This window comes from Exiguobacterium sp. UBA1053 (assembly GCF_002316465.1).
In the GTDB taxonomy this organism is placed as follows: domain Bacteria; phylum Bacillota; class Bacilli; order Exiguobacteriales; family Exiguobacteriaceae; genus Exiguobacterium_A; species Exiguobacterium_A abrahamii.
Genome location: NZ_DCDO01000002.1, coordinates 66,384 through 88,607 on the forward strand (window position 1 = coordinate 66,384; position 22,224 = coordinate 88,607).

Consider the following 22,224-nt stretch of genomic DNA (forward strand, 5'->3'; position numbering starts at 1 on the left):
AAAAGCCATCGGAAGCGATGGCTTTTTGTCGATCATACAGGTGGCGGTGGTGGTTGATACTGTTGTACGTTATCATCTTCATCAAAGGAAATCGTGACATCGGTGACCCCTTTAAGAATTCGAATTTGTAGCTCCAGTCGATCCTTGATGTCGTCCGCTTGGGCAATCGTTAAGTTAGGATCCACTTCAATCTCTGTCTCGACATGGAAGTGATCGCCTTCCTTGATGACTTCAAGCTTTTCAATATCACGAACCGCTTCATCACGTAATAGGATTTCACCGATTTTAGCAGTCAATACTTCATCAATCTCACCGAGTGCACCGGCAGCATTTTGAATAAAAACATTATAAACGACGTAGAACATCATCAGACCAATTAAAATCGATGCAATGCCCTCTGCTTGATAAAACGATGTGTAATGCGAAATCAGAACGGCGATGATTGCGATGATACCACCAAGAGTCGCAACAAGGTCTTCCATGAAGACAAGCCGTGTCGCTGGTTTTGCTTGCGCAAGATGGGTGAAGCTTTGTCCGACAAGCGTCAATCCTCGGGATTTGAGCCCGGTTTCATGAGCAATCTCGATCATTGCTTTATAAAAGACACCGACTTCGAGGACGACACCAATTCCAAGTGCTGTCAAAATGATCCAAAGCCCAGTCGTCTCTTCGCCAGGACCGTGTGCGATATGCAAGATGCCTTCCCGAATCGTCTCATACGCAAGCAACGCAACGACGATGATTGCAGCAAGTAACACGAGGTTAACAAGGCGACCGAATCCGTTCGGGAATCGTTTCGTTGGTGCTTTTTTACTTAGAGCAGAACCGATATAGACGAAAAACTGATTCGCCGCGTCACCGATCGTATGCATCATTTCAGCAAACATTGCAACGTTCCCAGTCAAGATATAAGCGACGAACTTGATGATAGCAATGATTGTGTTGACGATTGCAGCAGCAAGTGCTGACTTATTGCCGCGACGGATCAATGAGAAAAAAGTGGTCATGAGCGGTTCTCTCCTTGTCTATTCAAAATAGGTTAACCGCGTCCTGCCTGGAACGACGGATAAAGTGTCATCCCGCCATCCGCAAAGAGTGTGATACCTGTGACATAACTTGCTTCGTCCGACGCAAGCCATGCGGCAACGGCTGAAATTTCCTCAGGTTTTCCGATATTGCCCATTGGAATCATGCTCTCGACTTCTTTTCGTTGTTCCGGATCTTCGAATTTTTCAGCGTTGATCGGTGTATTAATCGCACCAGGTCCAATCGCATTGACCCGGATGCCTTTTGGTGCATATTCCATCGCCAGGGTTTGTGTCATCAATTTGACGCCACCTTTACTTGCAGCGTAGTGAACGAACGTCGGCCATGGGATGATTTCATGAACACTTGATAGATTGATGATACTACCTTTGACATCGTGTTCGACGAAATATTTCAGTGCTTCACGCGCACCGAGGAATGCACCTGTTAAGTTGACGTCGATGACTTTTTGCCAATCTTCAAGCGACATCTCGTGTGAAGGAGATGGCATTTCTACTCCAGCATTGTTAACGAAAACGTCCAATTTACCAAAATGATCAACAGTCTCTTTAACGAGGTTGATCATATCGTCTTCTTTTGAGACATCCCCTTGAATCGTAATGGCTTCGCCGCCCTGTTCTTGAATCGATTCTGCGATTTTTTTTGCTTCTTCCGGATGACTGCGATAGTTGATGACGACACGCATACCTTCTTCTGCATAACGACGAACGATAGCCTCACCGATTCCCATTGACCCACCTGTTACGATGGCTACTTTTCCTTTTAAACTCTCATACATGATGCTTCACTCCTTCATTATTGTTTCGTAAATCCAATCATGATTCCGCCAGCAACAACTAAAATACAACCGATGATGACGAACGTCATCTCTTTCTTCGTTTTTGATTCTTTCAGTAAGAGGACACCGCCAATCGTTGAGATGACGACTCCTGTTTGAGATAAGGAGAAACTCGTTGCGACACCGACTTTTACCGTCGCAAATAATAAAGCGACGTTCCCGACAGCCCACATGAGTCCACCGATAGTATTGCCAGCTGTTTTTTTCGTGAAGAGATCTCCTTCTCGTAAAGAAAGAAGAATCGCACTCACGACCATCCCAATCGCTTGTGGTAGGACTGCTTCCCATCCATTGATATCGAACCAACGGGCAATGACGACGTAGCCGACATACCCGACAGTCGAGATGAGGAGGAGCGTCAGTCCTTTTCCGATATTCTCATCTTCTTTGCTCTTATCTTCCTTGTAAGACGTGAAAGCTGCTCCGGCAATGATCAATACAAGGGCACTGATTCCGAGAATCAACGCAGTTGTCGTTGACCATTCTCCAAAAGCAAGAACACCAAACAACGATGTTCCGACGAGTTGCATCCCTGTTGAGATGGGCATCGTCTTTGAGACACCCATTTGCCGGAATGCGGCAAATTGATTTTTTTGACCGAGCGCCCAGAAGGCACCAGAAAAGAACCCAGCGACCCAAGCAGTCGTCGACATCTCTGGGCTGACAAAAAAGAAGGTAACGATCGCGAAAAGCAACGCACCCAGAGTCGTACCGATAATTTGTTGCGCCGTTGAGCCTCCGATTTTTGAGACGACGAGCGGCAACGATCCCCACATTAATGCAGGAACGATGGCAATTAAAATATCAATCAAGTGTTTCACCTCTCCTTACTATTATCTCTCTACTTGAAGCTGTACCCCGCGAGACGCGAGGAAAAACCTCGAAGCGCGAAGAAAAATTATTCTGAAATAAAAAACGCCCATCGAAATGATATGCTCCCCAAAAAGTAGACAGTTGAAATAACAAAAACTGTCTACTTTTTGAAGGGAGCTTTTCTATGGCTACATCTAAGTTTTCGATGGATCAAAAACTACGCATCATTCAAATGTGTGAGGATGGAACAGACTCAATCAAGTCGATTGCCTCGCTCTTCGAGCTTTCAGTCAGCACCTTAAATAGATGGAGGACAAAATATCGTACGGGCGGCCCCATGGCACTTCGTAATCGAACAGAGTGGACGCGTTATCCGGAAGAACTGAAGATGAAGGCTATACGTGCAGTACTCGACCAAAAGGAATCGCTTATTAGCGCTACGGCACGGTTTGATATCTCGGATAAAGGTCTACTTGCGAAGTGGATAGAGAAGTATACTAGTCATAGTACTCAAGGGAAACCATTGAAGGAGCGATCCATTATGACTAGAGGTAGAACCACCACATTCGAAGAACGTGTCCAGGCAGTTATGGACTGTATACAAAGCGGAAAAGACTATCAACGCATCATGGAGACCCATCGGGTCTCATACCAACAAATCTATAGTTGGGTAAGAAAGTTCGAGAAGGACGGAATCGACGCACTGATGGACCGTCGCGGGCGTCAGAAGCCAGTAGAAGAACTGACGGATGAAGAACGTTTGGAGTTAGAGCTGAAACGACTCGAGCGAGAAAATGAGCGTCTACGCATGGAGAATGATTTCTTAAAAAAGTTAGAGGAGATCGAGAGGAGGTCACGTTAAGTCAAATTCGTCTTCAAGATAAATATGAAGCCATCCAATCATCGGTAGAGCAACTTGGTTACCCGATCATCGCCCTATGTCACCTCGCTGGTGTCTCGCGCGCTGCCTACTACAAGTGGTTACGCCGGATTGGCATACCGCAGACACGTGAGACGGAGAACATGAAAATCATCGAAGAGATGAACGAGATCCACCTTGCGGTGAACGGAATCTATGGCTACCGACGGATGATATTGAACCTGAAACGCCGTTTCGGAAGAAACGTCAACGCGAAGCGTGTCCGTCGTCTGATGCATATCGCCGGTATTCATTGCGTCATACGCCGGAAGCGTCCTTTGTATATTCGTAATCGCCCTCAACAGACCGCAGAGAACATTCTGAACCGTGTTTTCAACGCGGCAGGACCGAACCAAAAATGGGTGACGGATGTCACGGAACTGAAGTACAGCGCCTCTCAGAAGGCATATTTGAGCGCCATTCTAGACCTATATGATGGATCCATCCGTGCCTTCGTTCTTGGGCACTCCAATAATAATCAGCTCGTGTTCGATACTCTCGAACTCGCCCTACAGGGCGCACCCGGAAGTCGTCCCTTGCTTCATAGTGATCGAGGATTTCAATATACGTCTCATGCGTTTCGTCATATGACACGCGTGGCAGGCATTACACAAAGCATGTCTCGGGTTGGAAGATGTATTGATAACGGTCCGATGGAGTCTTTTTGGGGAGCGTTGAAGTGCGAAAGTTATTATCTACATAAGTTTGTGGAGTTCGACGAACTCCGACTCGCGATTCAGAAATATATTCACTTCTATAATGAAGAACGGTACCAACAACGATTAAACGGCTTGGCTCCATTAGAATACAGAGCGCAAGCCGTTTAAGAGATTTTTATTATTTGTCCTGTCTACTTGATAGGGAGCAGTTCAAAATGGACGTTTACTGATATTTCGTTTATCGGAACGGTTCGTCAGCAATCCGGACAATTTGTCGTCCGATCCGTCGACCATTCCATAAAGCGATGACGGCGATCGTCAAAGAAATCCCCATGACGTCATACTGCGTAAAATAATAACCGAGATAGCTAAAGGGAAGGCTGATGATTCCGACGAGTGAACTCGTCCACTGGCGAATTTTGAGTGACTCGATATTCGCGACGCGAGAAAACTTTTGTTGTTCCATGATCCGCCAACGTGTCGGTTCGCTGAGTGCATCATTGACAAGGCGCGGGAAGGCGAGCAATCGCGCACCGTAAGAGCCGGCAATCTGGAGGTAACGGTTTTGGTTTTTCCCTTCGTCGTCGAGCCAACGTCGAACCATGGGTTTGGCTAGTTCCAGCAGATTGATTTGTGGTGAAAGAATCTGGAGGATTCCAAGAATCGTCGAGGCAGCACGACCAAAGAACGCAAACTCGGCAGGGAGCTGAATCGGTTCGTTTCGGACGAGCAATTCGATATCGGATAAGACCTTCTCAATCAGTTTCGTATCGACGTTTTCCATATCACTCTCGAGATAGAATGTGACCGCTTTTTCAATCGCTTGTCGAATGTTTTGCTTATTTGCATTCGGTAATAAGAACCGTAAATCCTCGAGACCATCAACGATCGCATCGTAATCCAAGGTGACGAAGGACTGAAGAATTCGCTGAATCGCTCGCATGTCATCAGGCGTCGTCGCTCCAATCATCCCAAAATCAAGCAAGACGATTTTGCCGTCAGACTGGACGAGGACGTTGCCCGGGTGTGGGTCGGCGTGAAATTTCCCGCCGAACAGTAATTGCTCCCCAGCGTTCAAGAAGAGATTACGCGCTAGTTCGTCACGATCAATCTGATGTTCCGCTAAATAATCAAGATCGGTGATACGTGTCCCGTCAATCCATTCCATGACGAGCACCCGATTCGTACAATGTTCTTCATAATAACTCGGGATATAGATGACAGGATTCGCCTCATACATCTTTTTAAAGTAGAGACCGTTTTTTAATTCAGTTCGATAATTCAATTCATCACCGATGACAAAGACCATTTGGCGATATAAGCTTTGCAAATCAGTCGATTTGTTTAATGACGTTCGGCGCAACATGGCAATGACGATACGCATGGCACGAAAATCGGTTTTGATGATTTGTTCGATGTTCGGTCGCTGAACTTTGATCGCAACTTTTTTACCATTTGATTTTAAGGTTCCGCTGTACACCTCACCAATCGAGGCAGAAGCGACAGGACGGGAACTGATATCCGAGATGATCTCTTCGATCGGCATACCCCAATCCTCTTCGATGATCTTACGTGACTCTCCAAGTTTACTTGAAGGAACTTTATCGACGAGTTCGGTCAGTTCCATCAAGACGGATGGAGGAAATAGATCGGCTCGAATCGACAAGAACTGACCGAGCTTGATCAGTAACCCTTCTAACCGTAATGCTTTTTTCTTATAGTCACGCGCAATCCGGATCATGATGCGCTCAAACTCTTCGTTGTTCGTACCTGGCCGGTTTTTCCGGGTGAATCGATAGATCGTAAAGATGTAACGTGCGAACATCGTCACGATGACGACGATGCGATAAAGCGCCCAACGTTTCATACGGTCACCTAGCTTCCTGTACAGTTTGTTTCAGTATAGGTTACTTTACCTAAAAACGTCACTCGCAAACGGTCGAAACGGTGACAGAAAATTAATGCTTTACGGAAACTAAAAAGAGAGTATAGTAAGTATTGGAATTTCTTTGTAGAAAGGTGAAATGTGCGCATGTCCTGGGACTTATTGAATATCATCGGCACGGTCGCTTTTGCGATGAGTGGTGCGATTGTTGCGATGGAAGAAAAATATGATTTATTCGGTGTCTGGTTACTTGCTTTGATTACAGCATTCGGCGGTGGTGCTATTCGTAATTTACTGATTGGTGTACCGGTATCGGCTCTCTGGTCGCAAGGTGGTCTCTTTTTAGTCGCGATTCTCGTTGCGTTGTTGATCTTCGTGTTACCCCAGTTGTTCTTGCCGCACTGGACACGTTGGGGCGTCCTCGCGGATGCGCTCGGATTGTCTGCGTTTGCGATTCAAGGTGCTTTGATGGCGACAGCAAAAGGACTGCCATTGTCAGCAACGATTTCAGCTGCTGTGCTGACTGGTGTTGGTGGTGGAGTAATTCGCGATTTACTCGCTGGTCGGAAACCACTCGTCTTGCATAAAGAGATCTATGCGATGTGGGCCGTCATGGCAGCACTCGTGATTGATCGTTTCCAATTGACGAATCCTCTACATTTGTTCACATTGCTCGGACTCATCACCGTTTTACGTATGCTATCGTATTATTATGAATGGAATTTACCAGCACGACGGTTAGGGGGAGAATAAGCATGAAAGTTTTCATTATGATTGGCGCGATCTCGATGATGTTATCGGTCGCACTAGGTGCATTCGGTGCACACGCCTTAAAAGATATGTTGACGGAACGGATGCTCGCGAACTGGCAGACAGGCGTACTTTACCAGATGGTACACTCGCTCGGTATTCTAGCACTCGGGGGACTCTTATTAAAAGCATCGATCCCGCAATGGTCGTTGGCTGCATGGCTGATGCTTGCCGGAATCGTCTTCTTCTCCGGTAGTCTGTACGTCATGGCATTGACGAATGTAACAAAACTGGGTGCCATCACACCGATTGGTGGCGTCTTGTTCATCGCAGCATGGATCTTTGTCGCAATTGGTGCCTACAAAGGACTATGATGATTGACCGTTTTTCTTCCGTCATGGAGAAGAACGGTCTTTTTTTGTATGAAAAACGCCTACTCGCGATGGAGTAGGCGTAAGTATCAAAACGAGTTCATCGTTTTGTCGTTTGTGTTTTGTTTAGTTTCGATAATGCTTGCTCATAGCGATCCAGTACACGATCTGCAACCGGTTTCAGCTCTTTTGAAAGCACAGCGAATTGCAATTCACGCGATCGTGTCGATCGGTTCATAGCATTCCCCATGGTAATTCCTCCTTACGTAATCAACCTACTATTTTATAGCCTGTTTTGTAGCCGCAAGGAGTATATTCCCATGAGATATTTCAATCAAACGTCATTCAACACATTAAAGTGCAAAATGAGTACTTAATTGTTCACTTTCGAGACGGTTCCCGATGAAGAACTCACCAAACTCACCGTACTTCGCGCTGACTTCGTCAAAACGCATTTCATAGACGATTTTCTTGAACTGGAGAATGTCGTCTGAGAAGAGCGTGACGCCCCATTCCCAATCGTCAAATCCAGTTGATCCACCGATGATTTGCTGAATTTTCCCAGCATAACTCCGACCAATCATACCATGACGATACATGAGCTCTTTACGTTTCTCCATTGAGAGCGTGTACCAGTTGTCGCCATCGCGACGCGACTTGCTCATCGGGTAGAAGCAGATGTGCTTCGCTTGCGGCAAGATTGGATAGAGACGATCACGCACGTAAGGGTTCTCGTATGGGTTTCCTTCGCCTGAACCACGGTACGTACCGAGTTCGACGACAGAAACGTAAGAATACGTCGGGATCAAGTAATCATAGAGGTCGAGTTTTTGCATTTTGACTTCGACGTCTTGGATTTGTTCCATCGTTGGACGAAGAACCATCAAGACGAGATCGGCTTTTTGACCGATGATCGTGTAAAGTGCGTGGCTTCCGTCTTTTGTCGCTTCGACACCAGAAAGCTCTGAGAGGAAGGCTTGGAACTCTTCAATCATGCGCGCGCGGTCTGTTGCGTCGACTTGTTTTAAGCGTGACCAATCGATCCGGCGGAAATCATGTAATGTATACCAGCCGTCGAGTGTTTCAGCGGCTTGTTGCGTAGCAGTCGGTTCAGATGTTTGATGTTGCATGGGATGACCTCCTGAGTCTGAAATAAGTTGTCTTTTTCCATATCCTATCTTATCACATTCTATTGAAACGCTTCGCCCGAAAAGGTCTTTGTCCATGAGATCGTAACACATGAAAAAAGCAGAGAGTGGGTAAAAGGGGAAGTGGAGATTACGTTGCTTGGAAATAGTCTCTGTACCATTCTTGAAAATGACTGTAATAGTCGGTGAATATGGCTTCAGTGCTTTTGTTAGATAACTTTTTTGCAAATTGTTTTAACAACGATTGAGAACTGTGTATAATAAACGATGGAAAAGAAAATCGATCAAATCGACGACGTCGTGTTTACCTAAAAGGAGAGAAACTCATGCAATTATTCGATATGTTAGAACAAAAGATTAAAGCGCACCAACCGAAAATCGTCTTCCCAGAAGGAATTGACGCGCGTGTTCTTGGCGCAGCTGTCCGTTTGAAGAAAGACGGTCTCGTCACACCGATCGTCATCGGACCACGTGTACAAATTGAAGAAACAGCAGCAGCGAACGGAATCGATGTCACGGGACTCGATACGATCGATCCTGCTTCTTACACTGGAATTGATGAGCTCGTCGCATCGTTCGTTGAGCGTCGTAAAGGGAAAGCAACAGAAGAGCAAGCACGTGCTGTCATCTTAAAAGACGTGAACACGTTCGGTACGATGCTCGTTCACACAGGACAAGCAGAAGGTCTTGTATCGGGTGCGATGCACGCAACAGGCGATACAGTTCGTCCAGCACTTCAAATCATCAAAATGCAAGAAGGCTATAAAAAAACATCAGGCGTCTTCATTATGGTACGTGACGATGAGCAATACGTCTTCGCGGACTGCGCAATCAACATCGCACCAGATGCGAACGATCTAGCAGAGAATGCGATCGCATCTGCGAAAACAGCAAAAACATTCGGGATCGACCCTAAAGTAGCATTGCTCAGCTTCTCGACAAAAGGTTCAGCAAAATCACCAGAGACAGAGCGCGTCGTTGAAGCAACTCGCATTGCTAAAGAACGTGCACCAGAGCTTGCAATCGATGGCGAACTCCAATTCGATGCAGCATTCGTTCCAAGCGTCGCGAAATCAAAAGCACCAGAATCAGATGTCGCAGGTCAAGCGAACGTCTTCATCTTCCCAAGTCTTGAAGCTGGAAACATTGGCTACAAAATCGCACAACGTCTTGGTGGATTCGAAGCAATCGGTCCGATCCTTCAAGGTTTGAACAAACCGGTCAACGATCTTTCACGCGGTTGTAACGAAGAAGATGTCTACAAACTTGCGATCATCACGGCAGCGCAAGCAGTCGAAGAACGCCAAGCCTAAGCACGGTGTGAAAAAGTCTTTACTTTTTCGCTAAACCCCGTACAATGGTACACATCACGAAAATCACGAAACGTAAACGTATAGCAACGCTCGTATAATAGTGGGAATTGGCCCACGAGTCTCTACCGGATCGCCGTAACGGTCCGACTACGGGTGGTGAGTTACTGCTCTCTTTTTTGGCGTACAGTGGCTGCCCCCGGGTAGCGGCTGTACGTTTTTTCGTTTTTAAAGAGGAGAATGCATGTATGAAACGTCTACACGACATGATTAATCAAGAGGGAATCGTCTTATCGGATCAAGTATTGAAAGTGGATGCCTTTTTAAATCACCAGGTCGACCCGACCTTGATGTGGGAAATCGCCTATGAGTTCATGGATCGCTTCCAAGATGCCGGTATCACGCGGATTTTGACGATCGAAGCGGGTGGTATTGCCCCGGCAATGATGACGGCGCTCCGTTTAGGGGTACCAATGGTCTATGCTCGTAAGACGAAATCCGTCACCTTGAATGAAGGAACGATTTCAGCTGAAGTCTTCTCGTTTACGAAACAACAGACGAGTACGATTACGGTTGCAGAAAAATACCTACAACCGGGTGAACGTGTCTTGATCATCGACGATTTCCTCGCGAACGGGGAAGCGGCATTTGGTCTTGCTCGTCTTGTTGAGCAGGCAGGTGCGGAAGTTGCCGGTTTTGGAATCGTCATTGAAAAGTCATTCCAACCGGGACGTCAAAAGTTAATCGAAGCCGGGTTCCGCGTCGAGTCACTCGCTCGTGTGGAGTCGTTGAAGGACGGAAAAGCGACGTTCGTTGACTCGGTGACCGTATGAGACTATCGAACTTCAAAGCCGCTAGTCTCGGACTTCAGCATGTGCTCGCGATGTACACAGGAGCAGCTGTCGTTCCGCTGATCGTTGGTAGTGCGATCGGATTGTCGGGAGAAGAACTTGCTTATTTAGTTGCGATTGATCTCTTCATGTGTGGCGTAGCGACCTTACTACAAGTGCTCGTCACGAAATATACAGGCGTCGGTCTTCCTGTCGTCCTTGGTTGTACCTTCACCGCAGTCGGTCCGATGATTGCGATCGGTAGTCTTCAAGGGATTACGGCGATTTATGGTGCTTTAATTGCGAGTGGTTTGATCATTCTCGTCATCTCAGGCTGGTTTAGTAAGATTGCAGTCCTGTTCCCGCCAGTCGTCCTTGGTTCTGTCGTGACGATCATTGGGATTTCCTTGATTCCGGCTGCAATCAACGATATCGGGGGCGGACAAGGGGTGAAGGACTTTGGTGACGCACGTTATCTTGGACTCGCCGGACTAACGATCGTCTTGATTTTAATCTTGAATCGCTACGGCACGGTCTTTTCAAAAGCAGCAGCCGTCTTGATTGCTGTGATGATCAGTACACTGGTTGCGTTTGGCATGGGGATGATCGACTTCAGTCCGGTGGCGGAAGCGTCATGGTTCCAAATGGTGACGCCATTCTACTTCGGTGTTCCGACATTCAATGCGACGTCGATCTTGACGATGACGCTCGTTGGTCTCGTCTCAATGGTCGAATCGACAGGTGTGTTCTTGACACTTGGTGAGATCACGGATCGCCGTTTGACGGATAAAGACCTAGCACGTGGCTACCGGGCAGAGGGTGTCGCGACGATCGTTGGCGGTATCTTTAATAGTTTCCCGTATACGACCTATAGCCAAAACGTCGGTCTAGTTCAGTTGACTGGCGTGAAGACACGTAAAGTCATTTTATTTGCGGGCGGATTTTTAATCTTGCTCGGCTTCTTACCAAAAGTGGCGACGTTCACGACGTTGATTCCAAAACCTGTCCTAGGTGGGGCGATGTTGATCATGTTCGGAACGGTCGCAGCGAGCGGGATTCGTATTCTGTCGCGGGTCGATTTCTCGAAGAATGAACACGTCATCACGGTGGCACTTGCCCTCGGAATTGGTCTAGGAATCAGTATGAATCCTGAGATCGTAGCCGGTCTCCCGTCACAAATCCGTGTCTTGACGGATAGCCCGATCGTCGCAGGGTCACTAACGGCATTATTGCTAAATGGAATCTTCCGATTGACGAGTAAGTCGGAGTCACCGGATGTACCACTTGCTAAAGTTGAATAACAATTGTAACTTTCCGAAAGGAGCCATCCTGTATACTACATAGTAGCAGGTGGTTCCTTTTTTATACTGCTAACGTAATCAGAATATTCCGAGTATGTGGATTTAGTAAGAAATATACATTGAAAACGTTTACAAAATCGACACATCTTCTTTATACTGACAACGTAGCGGTACGGGGAACTGCTAAGAAACAAACAGAGACGGGAAGGACGTCGTAAAAATGAAACAACAGACAGAGTTGAATCGGGGACTGGAAGAACGTCATATTACACTGATGTCGCTGGGGGCGGCAATCGGTGTCGGACTCTTCCTAGGGTCAGCAAAAGCGATCCAATTAGCAGGACCAGGGATCTTACTTGGTTATCTGATTGGTGGTGTCATCATTTTCATTATCATGCGAGCACTTGGGGAGCTTGCAGTGCGGGAGCCGGTGGCTGGTAGTTTTGCGGAGTATGCCCGGAAGTATGTCAGTCCATTAGCTGGCTTTTTAACAGGTTGGAATTATTGGTTACTCTGGATTTTTACGTGTATGGCGGAAATCACAGCAGTCGGTATTTACATGAAAGTATGGTTCCCGGATTCTCAGGGGTGGGTATGGGCACTAGCAGCACTTGTCTTGATGACGAGCATCAACTTCATTGCTGTTAAATTTTATGGTGAATTCGAATTTTGGTTTGCGTTGATTAAAATCGTCGCGATCGTCGCCATGATCATCTTAGGGACCTTGACGATTGTCATTGGTCTTGGAAACGGCGGCACACCGGTTGGGATTTCGAACCTGTGGTCACATGGTGGATTCTTACCGAACGGATTCGGTGGAGTACTTCTTGCCATGCAGATGGTCATGTTTGCGTTCTTAGGAATTGAAGTGATTGGGGTCACAGCAGGGGAAGCGAAGAACCCGAAGAAAACGATTCGAAAGGCCGTCAATAACGTTTTCCTTCGAATTTTAGTATTCTATATCGGGGCACTCTTCGTCATTTTATCGATTTATCCGTGGGATCAAGTTGGTGCGAACAATAGTAGTCCGTTCGTATTATTATTTGATTCACTTGGTATTCCGGCAGCAGCCGGCATCATCAACTTCGTTGTCTTAACGGCAGCACTCTCGTCATGTAACTCCGGTATCTTCTCAACGGCCCGGATGATGATGAACTTATCCGAGAACAGTGAAGCACCACGTCGTTTCTCGAAAATCTCGAAAAATGGTGTACCGGCTTTAGCGACGATTCTTTCAGGTGTCGCGTTGCTCGTCGGTGTCGCTTTGAACTACTTCTTACCGGAAGATGTTTTTGCGATCGTTACGAGTATCGCGACGTTCGGAGCTGTTTGGACGTGGGCAATGATTCTGATCGCTCAGATGCGGGCACGGAAGGTACATGGTTCATCAGAATTTGCTGTCCCGTTCTTCCCGATTGCGAACTATATCGCCCTTGCGGCACTTGCTGGTGTCATCGTCTTGATGGCATTTGACGCAAGTACACGGATCGCTCTGGTCGTTGGACCATTGTGGTACGCGATTTTGATTGCCGTCTATTATGCACGGGGAATGCATAAGGAGACACGTCAATCGACGCGTCGAGCATCAGGAGAATAATGAGATGGGCGGATCCGCAAACGGGTCCGCTTTTTCATCACTTCGTATCAAACGGTTTCGTTTTGTTTTGATGATGAATTTGCTACACTTACGGCAGAACCATACAGGAGGTCATACGAGATGAAAACGATTCATGTAGATGAATTACAAGAGCGATTAGAGGCAGGTGAGGCGTTGCATGTCGTCGACGTCCGTGAGCAGGATGAATACGATGCAGGACATATTCCGAACGTCCGCCTCCTTCCGATGTCTGAGATCGGCGAACGCTATACGGAATTGCAAGAAGGCGAAACCTACTACTTGATCTGCAAAGCGGGTGCGCGGAGCGAAAACGTCGGTCGTTTCCTCGAGCAATATGGATACGACATCGTCAACGTCGAAGGCGGTATGATGAACTGGAAGGGCGATCAAGAAGCATAAGGGTAAGCATTACCAAGGAAGACGACTCGAACTGAGTCGTCTTTTTTCATGTGAACTAGTACACGTTTATCGATTTTTCTATGAATATTTTTCGTTATTCTTCCGATAGAGAAGGTAGAATAGCGAGTCCTTGCACTCGAGAATGGAGTGACACATGGAACAAAAGATCAAACGAACAATGAGCATCAAACAAAAATTAATCGTGACATCGATTCTACTTTTGATGATTCCTGCATTAGTAATCGGCTTTGTCGCATATGACCTCGCGAAACAAAAGATGACGGAACAGATTCTTCAATCTGCTCATAGTGGAGTCGACCGGATGAATGATGAGATTCAAAACATCATTGATCCAATGCGGCGCGATGTCGCCTTTTTTGCGGACCGAATTGACGGGACGCTCTATCAAAAAGGAAAACAAAATGCAGCGTTGAAGGAAAAAATGACGGAATATCTCGATATGCATCCGCAGGCGGCGAACATCTATTTCGCGACGACGGACGGGGATATGAATATTTTCCCGGAACAAGTCATGCCCGAGGATTATGACCCACGTGAGCGCTCGTGGTACCAATCGGCTGAAGCAGCCGGTGGAAAAGTCGTCATCACGGATCCATACGTCGATGCTGCCTCGAACAAGATGATGGTGACGTTGTCACAAACGACGGGCAACGGAAGAGGTGTCGTGGCGATTGATGTCGATGTCGACCGCATCGCGGAAATCGCGAAAAAGATTAAAATTGGTAAAGAGGGTTATGTGACGATTCTCGATTCGAATAAGAAGTTCGTTACGCACCCGACGCTAAAACCAGGTGAAAAGGCAACAGGGAACTGGGTTGCGCCACTCTACGATGACCCAGCCGGACAATTTTCGTATGAATTCGAAAATGAAGGTAAACAGATGGACTTCATGACGAACGATTTAACGAAGTGGAAGGTTGCCGGAACCCTGTACGATCATGAAATCACCGATGCGACGTCGAGTATTCTGTGGACAACGCTTGCTGTCATCGGCGGAATGTTACTCGTCGCAGCCGTCTTCATTTACTTCATCCTTCGCTCGATCTTACGCCCACTCGGTCATTTGACACGTGGGGCAGAACGGATTCAATCTGGTGATTTGACGGAACCCGTCATCGTTGAATCAAACGATGAGGTCGGGCAAGTTGCGCAAAGCTTTAACGTCATGGTCGATTCACTCCGCTCGATCATCATCAATCTCGACCAGTCGATCACACAAGTGGCCGGCTCGTCGCAGGAATTAATGGCGAACTCTGCCCAGACGACGTCCGCATCGGAACAGATCGCGGGATCGATTCAACAGGTCGCAGCAGGGGCGGATCAATCGAAACGTCAACTCGATGCGAATGCCGTTTCGCTCCAGTCGATTACAGCGGGCATCATGCGAATTGCTGAGAGTTCGACCGATGTGTCGGAACTATCACGTTCAACGGCAACAGAAGCTGAGAACGGAACAGTTGCTGTCCTGCAGAACGTCCAGCAGATGAAAGAAATCGATGCCTCCGTTCAAAACTTTGGTGGTGTCATCAGCTCACTCGCACATCGTTCGAATGAAATCGGGAAAATCGTCGATGTCATCAACGGCATTGCCGAACAAACGAATTTATTGGCACTGAACGCGGCGATTGAAGCAGCACGGGCAGGCGAAAACGGAAAAGGGTTCGCCGTCGTCGCAAGTGAAGTGCGTAAACTAGCAGAGCAGTCACAGGATTCAACGAAGCAGATTGCGCAACTGATTCAAAACATCAAGCAGGAGACGGATCAGTCAGTCACGATGATGAAAGAAGTATCGGGACAGACGAAAGCCGGTTTATCGACGACAGAAGCATCAGCAGAACGATTCCAGAAGATTCTCGAACGGACGCAAGAGATGACACCACGGATCGAAGACGTGACGGCGACGGTCGAAGAAATTGCAGCGAACGTCCAAGAAGTATCTGCGTCAGCGACGGAAATCGCACATATCGCGCAAGAGAATTCGTCCGCTTCGAAACAAGTCGCAGCGACGACCGAAGAACAGTTGAGTGCGATGGAAGAGATTTCGCAATCCGCCAAAGTATTATCCGATATGGCGGAAGAACTACAGGTACTCGTTGCCCGTTTCCGTGTTTAAATGATCAAATCAAAAAAAGGCAAGGAAGCCCGTCTTCCTTGCTTTTTTTGTCTGTCAACATTCGATGACAAACGGAACAAATAGCTTATAATCCTTGTGAATCCGGGCTTGAGACGGGGTTAAAACGGGAAAATAATAAGTATCTAACACTTCGAAGGAGGTGGGTACGGTGAAGCAGTTACGCAAGATACGTGAGTGGCAGGATGCGGGTCTGTTGGATGAATCAACCGTCGAACGAATCATGACCTACGAAAAGCAACATTCAACGAAACAACGCCTCCCGCTCTTGTTGATTGTTGGAGGGACCTTCGTCGTCTTGGCTGTATTCAGCTTTTTAGCTGCCAACTGGCAAGCGATGCCGATCGGCTGGAAAATTGGACTTGTCGTAGCACTCATGTGGAGCTGTTACGTCATGGCGGATCTTTCGGAACGTCGGAGTATATTGCATCCGATTGTCTTCCGAATCGGTGGAATCCTAGCGTTTGGCGCCTCGATTCTCGTCGTTGTTCAAAGTTTTCACTTGCCGATGGAAGGATCACTGCTCAGTTGGTGTATGTTTGTCGCCGCATTAGTGCATTATATGCTTTGGCGTCATGAAGCATACGGTGTCGTCGCCTTCCTTTCCGGATGGACGATATTCACGAGTCTCGATGGTTTTGGTCAAGAACAGGCGAGTTATCTCGACTGGACGTCGTTCGGTCTGATGGTCGTGTTGTCGTTCAGTTGGTTTTACTTCAGTCAACGTCTGCCATCGCTTTTGTTTAGCTGGCTGTTTCTCTTCTTCAGTGGTCTCTCCTTGTTTCTCCTCGTATCGTATGACGGATTCCTGTGGCCGGTCTGGTCGCTGTTTTTACTCGTTCCCGTTCTCTGGCTTGTTCGTGAGGAGTCCAATCGTCGGATCGTCGAAATGGTCTATCTGGTCGTCGCTGCCATCAGTTCGATCGTCTATCTGTCTGTACGTGCGGAATCAAATGCCGCATTACCATCCATGACAGAAGCGATTCTGCTAGCTATCGTATCCATCGGGTTAGGAATTTTCCTCTATCAAAAACGTCGCTCCTTATTGTTTATCGTTCCGCTTGGATTCGTTGGAGTCCTGTGGCTTGATGAACAGGCCATTCTACTCGCCATTCTCGTTGAACTATCCGCGCTACTGTATCTGTTGTATCAAGAACGTCGTCATGCCGTCATCTGGCCAGCCTTCCTCTATTTCATTCTCGTTCAAATCGCGATATACGTCATCTATGCGTGGGATCGTTTGAACATGTCTTTGTTTTTCCTCATCGGTGCGCTCCTCATCTTCCTATTGTCCGGTGTCTTATGGTGGTTACGCCGTAGAGGAGGTGTGACGTCATGAAGCGCTATCTAATGCCTGTATTGCAGACGTGCGCCGTTGGTCTGTTGATTGTCAGCTTTTTTGCGACCTCCTGGTTCGGAACATCGTACCGTTTTCGGGCAGAGCCGTTTGATCCGTTTGATCCCGTTTACGGTGAATACGTGATGCTTCAGTATCCGGATTTAAAACCAGGTCCGACGATTCAAAATGGGCGTGTTTATGTCAGCTTCAAGACAGATGCTTCTGGTTATGCTCAAATCGACCGGATTTCGAATGAACGATTCTTCGGAAGTGTTACTGGCGACTATTACGATCAATACGTGTCGATTCCACAGTTGACGCAGTATTATGTCGAACAGGGAAGCGGAAAACAATACGAGAAAGCTAAAGCACTGGAAGTCCGTGCGGATGTGTCACCATGGGGAACGATCCGGACGACGAATTTAAAAATTTCTGAATAAAAAACCTTGCGTCAGCAATGAAACGGTTGTACGATTAATTTAAATTTTCAGACAACTAAATCTGCATGCGTAGACGGGAAGAGTAAAGTGATCAGAAATCGATAGAGAGTCTCTGTTGCTGGAAATGAGACGATTTCGTCATTTGAAGATGGTCCCGGAGCAGTCGGAAGAACGTGAACCGTGTTCATCAGTAGAACCGACCGGTAGGACGGATACCGTTAGCATTCCATGGAGTCTCGTACTCCTAGAGGTGGCTGAACGTGAGTTGAGCCATGAACGAAGGTGGTACCACGTGATCAGACATCACGTCCTGAGAGATGAGGGCGTGGTGTCTTTTTTGTGGGGACGTTCGCGCAGGAGGAGGATGACGAGATGGCAGAAGCATTGGTATTGCAAACAGACTTTGGCGTGAGTGACGGGGCAGTGAGTGCGATGTATGGGGTTGCGCATAGCATCAATCCAGAGATTCGGATATTTGATTTGACGCACGACATTCCGCCTTTCCACATTTGGGAAGCGTCCTATCGGTTACTGCAGACGGTACCGTACTGGACGGAGCAAACGGTGTTCGTTTCTGTTGTTGATCCAGGAGTCGGATCAAGTCGAAAGAGTGTCGTCGCGCGGACGCATGCGAATCAATACATCATCACACCGGATAACGGGACGTTGACGCATCTTTGGCAAGCCGGATACATTGCTGAAGTGAGGCAACTCGATGATCGACGGCATCGCTTACCGCGGATGGGGGAATCGTATACGTTTCACGGACGAGATATCTTTGCCTTCACGGGAGCTCGATTATCAAGCCGTGTCATCACCTTCGAGGAAGTGGGACCTGTTTTACCTGCTTCGGACATCGTTTTGCTCGACCGGACAGTTGCCTCGTCGTCAGATACCGGTGTTACTGGTATCGTCGAGATTCTCGATGTTCGCTTCGGAAATGTCTGGACGAATATTCCGGTCGCTCTCGTCCGTCAGGCGGGTCTCGATATCGGCAGCCACGTCAAGGTAATGATTTCGTATCGGGAACGAATCGTCTATGAACAGACACTGCTCTTTGGTCATTCGTTCGCCGACGTACCAGTCGGTTCAGGCGTCGTTTACATCAATTCGCTAGATCAGATTGCTCTTGCCTTGAATCAAAGTTCGTTTGCGCATGCATTTGAGGTTGGGATCGGAAATGATTGGAGTGTTAACGTACAACAAATCAAAGGAGGAGATCGAACATGAAAGGATTTACGACAAAACAGATCGTCGCAACCGGGATCGGAGCAGCTGTATTCATCATTTTAAGTCGATTCGCTGCGATTCCGACAGGCGTACCGAACACGTCAATCGAGACAACCTATGCATTTCTCGCATTCATGGCAGTTTTGTTCGGACCGGTCACAGCCGGTTTGATTGGTTTAATCGGTCATGGATTAAAAGATGCGATTTTATATGGTTCCCCGTGGTGGAGTTGGGTCATCGTCTCCGGCTTCGTCGGGTTTGGTATCGGATTGATCGCTAACCGGATTCGCTTAGAAGAAGGTGGATTGACGACACGTAAAATCGTCTTATTCAATGCGACACAAGCCATCGTGCAAGCGATCGGTTGGATCATCATTGCACCGGTACTCGATATCTTAATTTACACGGAGCCAGCGAACAAAGTCTTCGTCCAAGGGGCTGTCGCTGCGACATCGAACATCTTGACAGTCGGTGTCATTGGAACGTTGTTGCTCGTCACCTATGCCAAAACAAGAAGTAAAGCAGGCAGCTTGAAACGCGAAGCTTGACCGAATGAGCTATGATCCTGTGCGAAGAGACGGCAGGATCATAGCTCATTTAGCTTGGGGGGGAGAAGGACATGACAAACGTAATCGAATTTCAGGATTTTTCATTTACATATCGGAGTCAGTCGGAACCGACACTTCGACAGATTCAGTTAACGATTCAAGCAGGCGAACGCATCTTAATCGTTGGACCGTCGGGTTCAGGAAAAAGTACGCTCGCCCAGTGCATCAATGGGTTGATTCCGTTCTCGTACCCTGGAACGTGGGAAGGACAGGTCCTGATCAAAGGACAAGATGCCCGGGAGTTATCGTTATTTGATCGTTCGCTGCATATTGGAACAGTGTTACAGGATCCAGATGCGCAGTTCGTTGGTTTATCGGTTGGCGAAGACATCGCCTTTGCGCTCGAAAATAAACAGACTGGGCGACCGGAAATGCAGGAGATCGTCGAACGTGTCGCACGGATGACGGATGTCGAGACGCTCTTGCAAGCACGATTGAATGATCTATCAGGAGGACAACGACAACGGGCGGCATTAGCCGGAGTCCTCGTCGAAGATGCGGACATCTTACTGTTTGATGAGCCGCTCGCGAATCTCGATCCAGTAGCGGGACAAGAGGCGATGACGCTTATGGATCGACTGCAACGTGATACGAATCGCACATTGATTGTCATCGAACATCGGATCGAGGATGTACTCGTCATTCCGTTTGACCGCATCATCGTCATGGTCGATGGCGAAATCATCGCTGATGATCATCCGGATGTCATCTTAAGTAACGGAAAACTGCAAGAAGCGATTTTGCGTGAACCTCTCTATGTCAGTGCCGCACGCTGGGCTGGGCTTGCCGTTCAACCTTCAGATCAGCCGAGCCGCATCGATCCCTTTTTAAAGCGATTCAACCAGACGAACGTGTTGGAGCGTTTAGAGGAAGCTGCTCAAAAAGAGACTGCAACCTCTACTGCATTGCTTGAACTTGAGCAGTTGGCGTTTCATTATCGCCAAGGAACGCCAGTGCTTGAGAATGTGACAGCCTCTTTTCAAAAGGGAACGCTGACGACGATCGTCGGTCAGAATGGTGCCGGGAAATCCACGCTTGCGAAAGTGTTGAGTGGTTACCAACGGACGACAGGTGGTCGGATCCTACTTGACGGAACCGACATCACGAACCAATCGATCGCAGAGCGGGCGGGGGCGATCGGATTCGTTCTGCAAAATCCGAATCATATGATTTCGAAGCACCTCGTGCAGGAGGAAATCCGCTACGGGATGCAGGCGCTCGGATTAAGTGAGGCGGAAGAAAACGAGCGTCTCGAGCAGACATTACGTCGCTGCGGATTATATCCGTTTCGTAATTGGCCGATTCAAGCACTGAGTTTTGGTCAGAAGAAACGAGTGACGATTGCTTCGATTCTCGTTCGACGACCGGATATCTTGATTCTCGATGAACCAACAGCCGGTCAAGATTATCGGCATTATTCGGATATGATGGACTTTTTAGAAGGATTGAAGCAGGACGGAATGACGTTACTCATCATCACACATGATATGCACCTCGTCTTAGAATACAGCGATCAAGTCTGCCTCGTGCAAGCTGGGCGTATCCGTTATGCTGGAACATCATTTGGACTGCTGAATCAAGAACAATTACTGCATCACGCCCATTTAAAACAAACATCACTCTTTACGATAGCGCAATATCTCGATATAGACCCGGAACGATTCGTCGAGTCCGTGATTACGGCGGAGCGAAAGGAGCGGGAACAATGGCTGTAGAAATGCTTGGTTATATTGAAAAAACGTCACCGATTCATCGATTGACGGGAACGACGAAACTGATCGGATTCTTATTATTTACGACAGCAACGATGTTCACCTATGATATACGTGTCTTACTTGTAATGGGGTTAGTCAGTATCGTGTTATTCCGATTGTCGCGTATCCAGTTTCGGGAAGTCCGATTCGTCTTGATCTTTACAGCGCTATTCGTCCTGATTAATGCGCTCGCCGTTTATCTGTTTGAACCAGAGCAAGGCGTAGCAATCTACGGATCGCGTCACGTCTTACTTGAAGGAATCGGACGATTTACGATGACCGCAGAACAATTATTTTATCTGTTCAATTTAATCTTAAAATACAGTGTGATCGTTCCGATTGCTGTGTTGTTTCTCGTCACGACCCATCCGACGGAGTTCGCTTCTTCTTTGAATCGGATTGGTGTTCCGTATAAGATTGCCTTTGCGGTCTCCTTAGCGCTCCGTTATATTCCGGACGTTCAATCTGATTTCCGGACGATCGCGAACGCTCAAGAAGCACGAGGGATTGCTGTCTCACACGGCTCCCTTTGGCAGCGGGCACGCAATAGCATCCAGATTTTACTTCCGTTGCTATTTACGAGTCTCGAGCGGATTGAGACCGTCAGCAATGCGATGGATCTCCGTGGATTCGGTGCCGGACGAAAGCGGACGTGGTACAACCAACAGACGATGACACGAATCGATTATGTCGCGATCGGCTGTGTGCTACTTTTGACGGTTTTGTCATTCGTCGTCACTTTCTATGATGGTAATCGCTTTTATAATCCGTTTTAAAAATGAGATACGAAAAAGGCAGTGGATGCGTCCACTG

The 22,224-nt window shown here is 47.6% G+C and carries 21 protein-coding genes and 1 riboswitch; of the genes, 15 read left to right on the forward strand and 6 right to left on the reverse strand.

Annotated features, from left to right (window positions below):
- Positions 1-32: 32 nt before the first annotated feature.
- Genes B3G15_RS00770 through B3G15_RS00780 form a run of 3 tightly spaced genes read right to left on the reverse strand, consistent with a single transcriptional unit; the run spans position 33 to position 2,694 of the window.
- Positions 33-1,007 (reverse strand): cation diffusion facilitator family transporter, encoded by a 975-nt coding sequence (locus B3G15_RS00770; RefSeq protein ID WP_290714430.1) that lies wholly within the window; start codon positions 1,005-1,007, stop codon positions 33-35.
- Between the two features lie 32 nt (positions 1,008-1,039).
- Positions 1,040-1,825 carry an SDR family oxidoreductase gene (locus tag B3G15_RS00775; protein ID WP_214858674.1) on the reverse strand — a complete coding sequence of 262 codons (786 nt, stop codon included), beginning with the start codon at positions 1,823-1,825 and terminating at the stop codon, positions 1,040-1,042.
- Between the two features lie 17 nt (positions 1,826-1,842).
- Positions 1,843-2,694, reverse strand: a complete 852-nt coding sequence (locus tag B3G15_RS00780) for a GRP family sugar transporter (protein ID WP_290714526.1) — start codon at positions 2,692-2,694, stop codon at positions 1,843-1,845.
- 188 nt (positions 2,695-2,882) lie between these two features.
- Here B3G15_RS00780 and B3G15_RS00785 point away from each other — a divergent pair.
- Positions 2,883-4,444 (forward strand): IS3 family transposase gene (locus tag B3G15_RS00785; RefSeq protein ID WP_290714432.1). Its coding sequence is split into 2 segments (ribosomal slippage): positions 2,883-3,516 and positions 3,516-4,444, totalling 1,563 coding nucleotides; the frame shifts between segments, so codons are not numbered across the junction.
- Between the two features lie 70 nt (positions 4,445-4,514).
- On the opposite strand, the gene B3G15_RS00790 is transcribed toward B3G15_RS00785, so the two are convergent.
- Complete coding sequence (locus tag B3G15_RS00790) at positions 4,515-6,143, reverse strand: ABC1 kinase family protein (RefSeq protein ID WP_290714434.1); 1,629 nt, start codon at positions 6,141-6,143, stop codon at positions 4,515-4,517.
- A 165-nt stretch (positions 6,144-6,308) separates the two neighbouring features.
- On the opposite strand from B3G15_RS00790, the gene B3G15_RS00795 reads away from it, so the two are divergent.
- Positions 6,309-6,914, forward strand: coding sequence for a trimeric intracellular cation channel family protein (locus B3G15_RS00795; RefSeq protein ID WP_214861566.1), 606 nt, complete (start codon positions 6,309-6,311; stop codon positions 6,912-6,914).
- Positions 6,915-6,916: 2 nt separating this feature from the next.
- Positions 6,917-7,285, forward strand: coding sequence for a DUF423 domain-containing protein (locus B3G15_RS00800; RefSeq protein WP_023466753.1), 369 nt, complete (start codon positions 6,917-6,919; stop codon positions 7,283-7,285).
- A gap of 97 nt (positions 7,286-7,382) precedes the next feature.
- On the opposite strand, the gene B3G15_RS00805 is transcribed toward B3G15_RS00800, so the two are convergent.
- Positions 7,383-7,532, reverse strand: coding sequence for a hypothetical protein (locus tag B3G15_RS00805; RefSeq protein ID WP_023466754.1), 150 nt, complete (start codon positions 7,530-7,532; stop codon positions 7,383-7,385).
- A gap of 103 nt (positions 7,533-7,635) precedes the next feature.
- A complete protein-coding gene (hemQ, locus tag B3G15_RS00810; RefSeq protein ID WP_214858675.1) occupies positions 7,636-8,412 on the reverse strand; it encodes a hydrogen peroxide-dependent heme synthase in 777 nt (258 codons plus the stop codon).
- Positions 8,413-8,756: 344 nt separating this feature from the next.
- On the opposite strand from hemQ, the gene pta reads away from it, so the two are divergent.
- The 12 genes from pta to B3G15_RS00870 all read left to right on the forward strand — a co-directional run bounded on the left by pta (position 8,757) and on the right by B3G15_RS00870 (position 22,187).
- On the forward strand, positions 8,757-9,743 hold the full coding sequence (gene pta / locus B3G15_RS00815; protein WP_290714439.1) for a phosphate acetyltransferase: 987 nt from the start codon (positions 8,757-8,759) through the stop codon (positions 9,741-9,743).
- A 70-nt stretch (positions 9,744-9,813) separates the two neighbouring features.
- A riboswitch (purine riboswitch) is annotated at positions 9,814-9,913 on the forward strand.
- Positions 9,914-9,988: 75 nt separating this feature from the next.
- Positions 9,989-10,573 (forward strand): xanthine phosphoribosyltransferase, encoded by a 585-nt coding sequence (locus B3G15_RS00820; RefSeq protein ID WP_023466757.1) that lies wholly within the window; start codon positions 9,989-9,991, stop codon positions 10,571-10,573.
- Positions 10,570-11,871 (forward strand): nucleobase:cation symporter-2 family protein, encoded by a 1,302-nt coding sequence (locus B3G15_RS00825; protein WP_290714442.1) that lies wholly within the window; start codon positions 10,570-10,572, stop codon positions 11,869-11,871. Before B3G15_RS00820 ends, B3G15_RS00825 begins: the two co-directional genes overlap by 4 nt.
- Before the next feature lie 220 nt (positions 11,872-12,091).
- Positions 12,092-13,468, forward strand: a complete 1,377-nt coding sequence (locus B3G15_RS00830) for an amino acid permease (RefSeq protein WP_290714445.1) — start codon at positions 12,092-12,094, stop codon at positions 13,466-13,468.
- A 120-nt stretch (positions 13,469-13,588) separates the two neighbouring features.
- A complete protein-coding gene (locus B3G15_RS00835; protein ID WP_035411426.1) occupies positions 13,589-13,888 on the forward strand; it encodes a rhodanese-like domain-containing protein in 300 nt (99 codons plus the stop codon).
- A 154-nt stretch (positions 13,889-14,042) separates the two neighbouring features.
- The gene (locus tag B3G15_RS00840; RefSeq protein ID WP_290714451.1) at positions 14,043-16,022 is read left to right on the forward strand and encodes a methyl-accepting chemotaxis protein; all 1,980 of its coding nucleotides are present in this window, start codon (positions 14,043-14,045) and stop codon (positions 16,020-16,022) included.
- 169 nt (positions 16,023-16,191) lie between these two features.
- A complete protein-coding gene (locus B3G15_RS00845) occupies positions 16,192-17,379 on the forward strand; it encodes a DUF2157 domain-containing protein (protein ID WP_290714454.1) in 1,188 nt (395 codons plus the stop codon).
- A complete protein-coding gene (locus B3G15_RS00850) occupies positions 17,376-17,819 on the forward strand; it encodes a GDYXXLXY domain-containing protein (RefSeq protein WP_290714457.1) in 444 nt (147 codons plus the stop codon). The genes B3G15_RS00845 and B3G15_RS00850 overlap by 4 nt, the downstream gene beginning before the upstream one ends.
- A 372-nt stretch (positions 17,820-18,191) precedes the next feature.
- A complete protein-coding gene (locus B3G15_RS00855; RefSeq protein WP_290714460.1) occupies positions 18,192-19,049 on the forward strand; it encodes an SAM hydrolase/SAM-dependent halogenase family protein in 858 nt (285 codons plus the stop codon).
- Positions 19,046-19,597 (forward strand): ECF-type riboflavin transporter substrate-binding protein, encoded by a 552-nt coding sequence (locus B3G15_RS00860; protein ID WP_290714463.1) that lies wholly within the window; start codon positions 19,046-19,048, stop codon positions 19,595-19,597. Before B3G15_RS00855 ends, B3G15_RS00860 begins: the two co-directional genes overlap by 4 nt.
- A 71-nt stretch (positions 19,598-19,668) precedes the next feature.
- Positions 19,669-21,372, forward strand: a complete 1,704-nt coding sequence (locus B3G15_RS00865) for a DUF3744 domain-containing protein (protein WP_290714466.1) — start codon at positions 19,669-19,671, stop codon at positions 21,370-21,372.
- Positions 21,363-22,187 carry an energy-coupling factor transporter transmembrane component T family protein gene (locus B3G15_RS00870; protein WP_290714469.1) on the forward strand — a complete coding sequence of 275 codons (825 nt, stop codon included), beginning with the start codon at positions 21,363-21,365 and terminating at the stop codon, positions 22,185-22,187. The genes B3G15_RS00865 and B3G15_RS00870 overlap by 10 nt, the downstream gene beginning before the upstream one ends.
- The last annotated feature ends 37 nt before the right edge of the window (positions 22,188-22,224 follow it).

What these genes read in the sequence shown, in the direction of transcription:
- B3G15_RS00770 (WP_290714430.1), bottom strand. Translation starts at nt 1,007, where the DNA reads ATGACCACTTTTTTCTCATTGATCCGTCGCGGCAATAAGTCAGCACTT.
- B3G15_RS00775 (WP_214858674.1), bottom strand. Translation starts at nt 1,825, where the DNA reads ATGTATGAGAGTTTAAAAGGAAAAGTAGCCATCGTAACAGGTGGGTCA.
- B3G15_RS00790 (WP_290714434.1), bottom strand. Translation starts at nt 6,143, where the DNA reads ATGAAACGTTGGGCGCTTTATCGCATCGTCGTCATCGTGACGATGTTC.
- B3G15_RS00795 (WP_214861566.1), top strand. Translation starts at nt 6,309, where the DNA reads ATGTCCTGGGACTTATTGAATATCATCGGCACGGTCGCTTTTGCGATG.
- B3G15_RS00800 (WP_023466753.1), top strand. Translation starts at nt 6,917, where the DNA reads ATGAAAGTTTTCATTATGATTGGCGCGATCTCGATGATGTTATCGGTC.
- B3G15_RS00805 (WP_023466754.1), bottom strand. Translation starts at nt 7,532, where the DNA reads ATGGGGAATGCTATGAACCGATCGACACGATCGCGTGAATTGCAATTC.
- hemQ (WP_214858675.1), bottom strand. Translation starts at nt 8,412, where the DNA reads ATGCAACATCAAACATCTGAACCGACTGCTACGCAACAAGCCGCTGAA.
- pta (WP_290714439.1), top strand. Translation starts at nt 8,757, where the DNA reads ATGCAATTATTCGATATGTTAGAACAAAAGATTAAAGCGCACCAACCG.
- B3G15_RS00820 (WP_023466757.1), top strand. Translation starts at nt 9,989, where the DNA reads ATGAAACGTCTACACGACATGATTAATCAAGAGGGAATCGTCTTATCG.
- B3G15_RS00825 (WP_290714442.1), top strand. Translation starts at nt 10,570, where the DNA reads ATGAGACTATCGAACTTCAAAGCCGCTAGTCTCGGACTTCAGCATGTG.
- B3G15_RS00830 (WP_290714445.1), top strand. Translation starts at nt 12,092, where the DNA reads ATGAAACAACAGACAGAGTTGAATCGGGGACTGGAAGAACGTCATATT.
- B3G15_RS00835 (WP_035411426.1), top strand. Translation starts at nt 13,589, where the DNA reads ATGAAAACGATTCATGTAGATGAATTACAAGAGCGATTAGAGGCAGGT.
- B3G15_RS00840 (WP_290714451.1), top strand. Translation starts at nt 14,043, where the DNA reads ATGGAACAAAAGATCAAACGAACAATGAGCATCAAACAAAAATTAATC.
- B3G15_RS00850 (WP_290714457.1), top strand. Translation starts at nt 17,376, where the DNA reads ATGAAGCGCTATCTAATGCCTGTATTGCAGACGTGCGCCGTTGGTCTG.
- B3G15_RS00855 (WP_290714460.1), top strand. Translation starts at nt 18,192, where the DNA reads ATGGCAGAAGCATTGGTATTGCAAACAGACTTTGGCGTGAGTGACGGG.
- B3G15_RS00860 (WP_290714463.1), top strand. Translation starts at nt 19,046, where the DNA reads ATGAAAGGATTTACGACAAAACAGATCGTCGCAACCGGGATCGGAGCA.
- B3G15_RS00865 (WP_290714466.1), top strand. Translation starts at nt 19,669, where the DNA reads ATGACAAACGTAATCGAATTTCAGGATTTTTCATTTACATATCGGAGT.
- B3G15_RS00870 (WP_290714469.1), top strand. Translation starts at nt 21,363, where the DNA reads ATGGCTGTAGAAATGCTTGGTTATATTGAAAAAACGTCACCGATTCAT.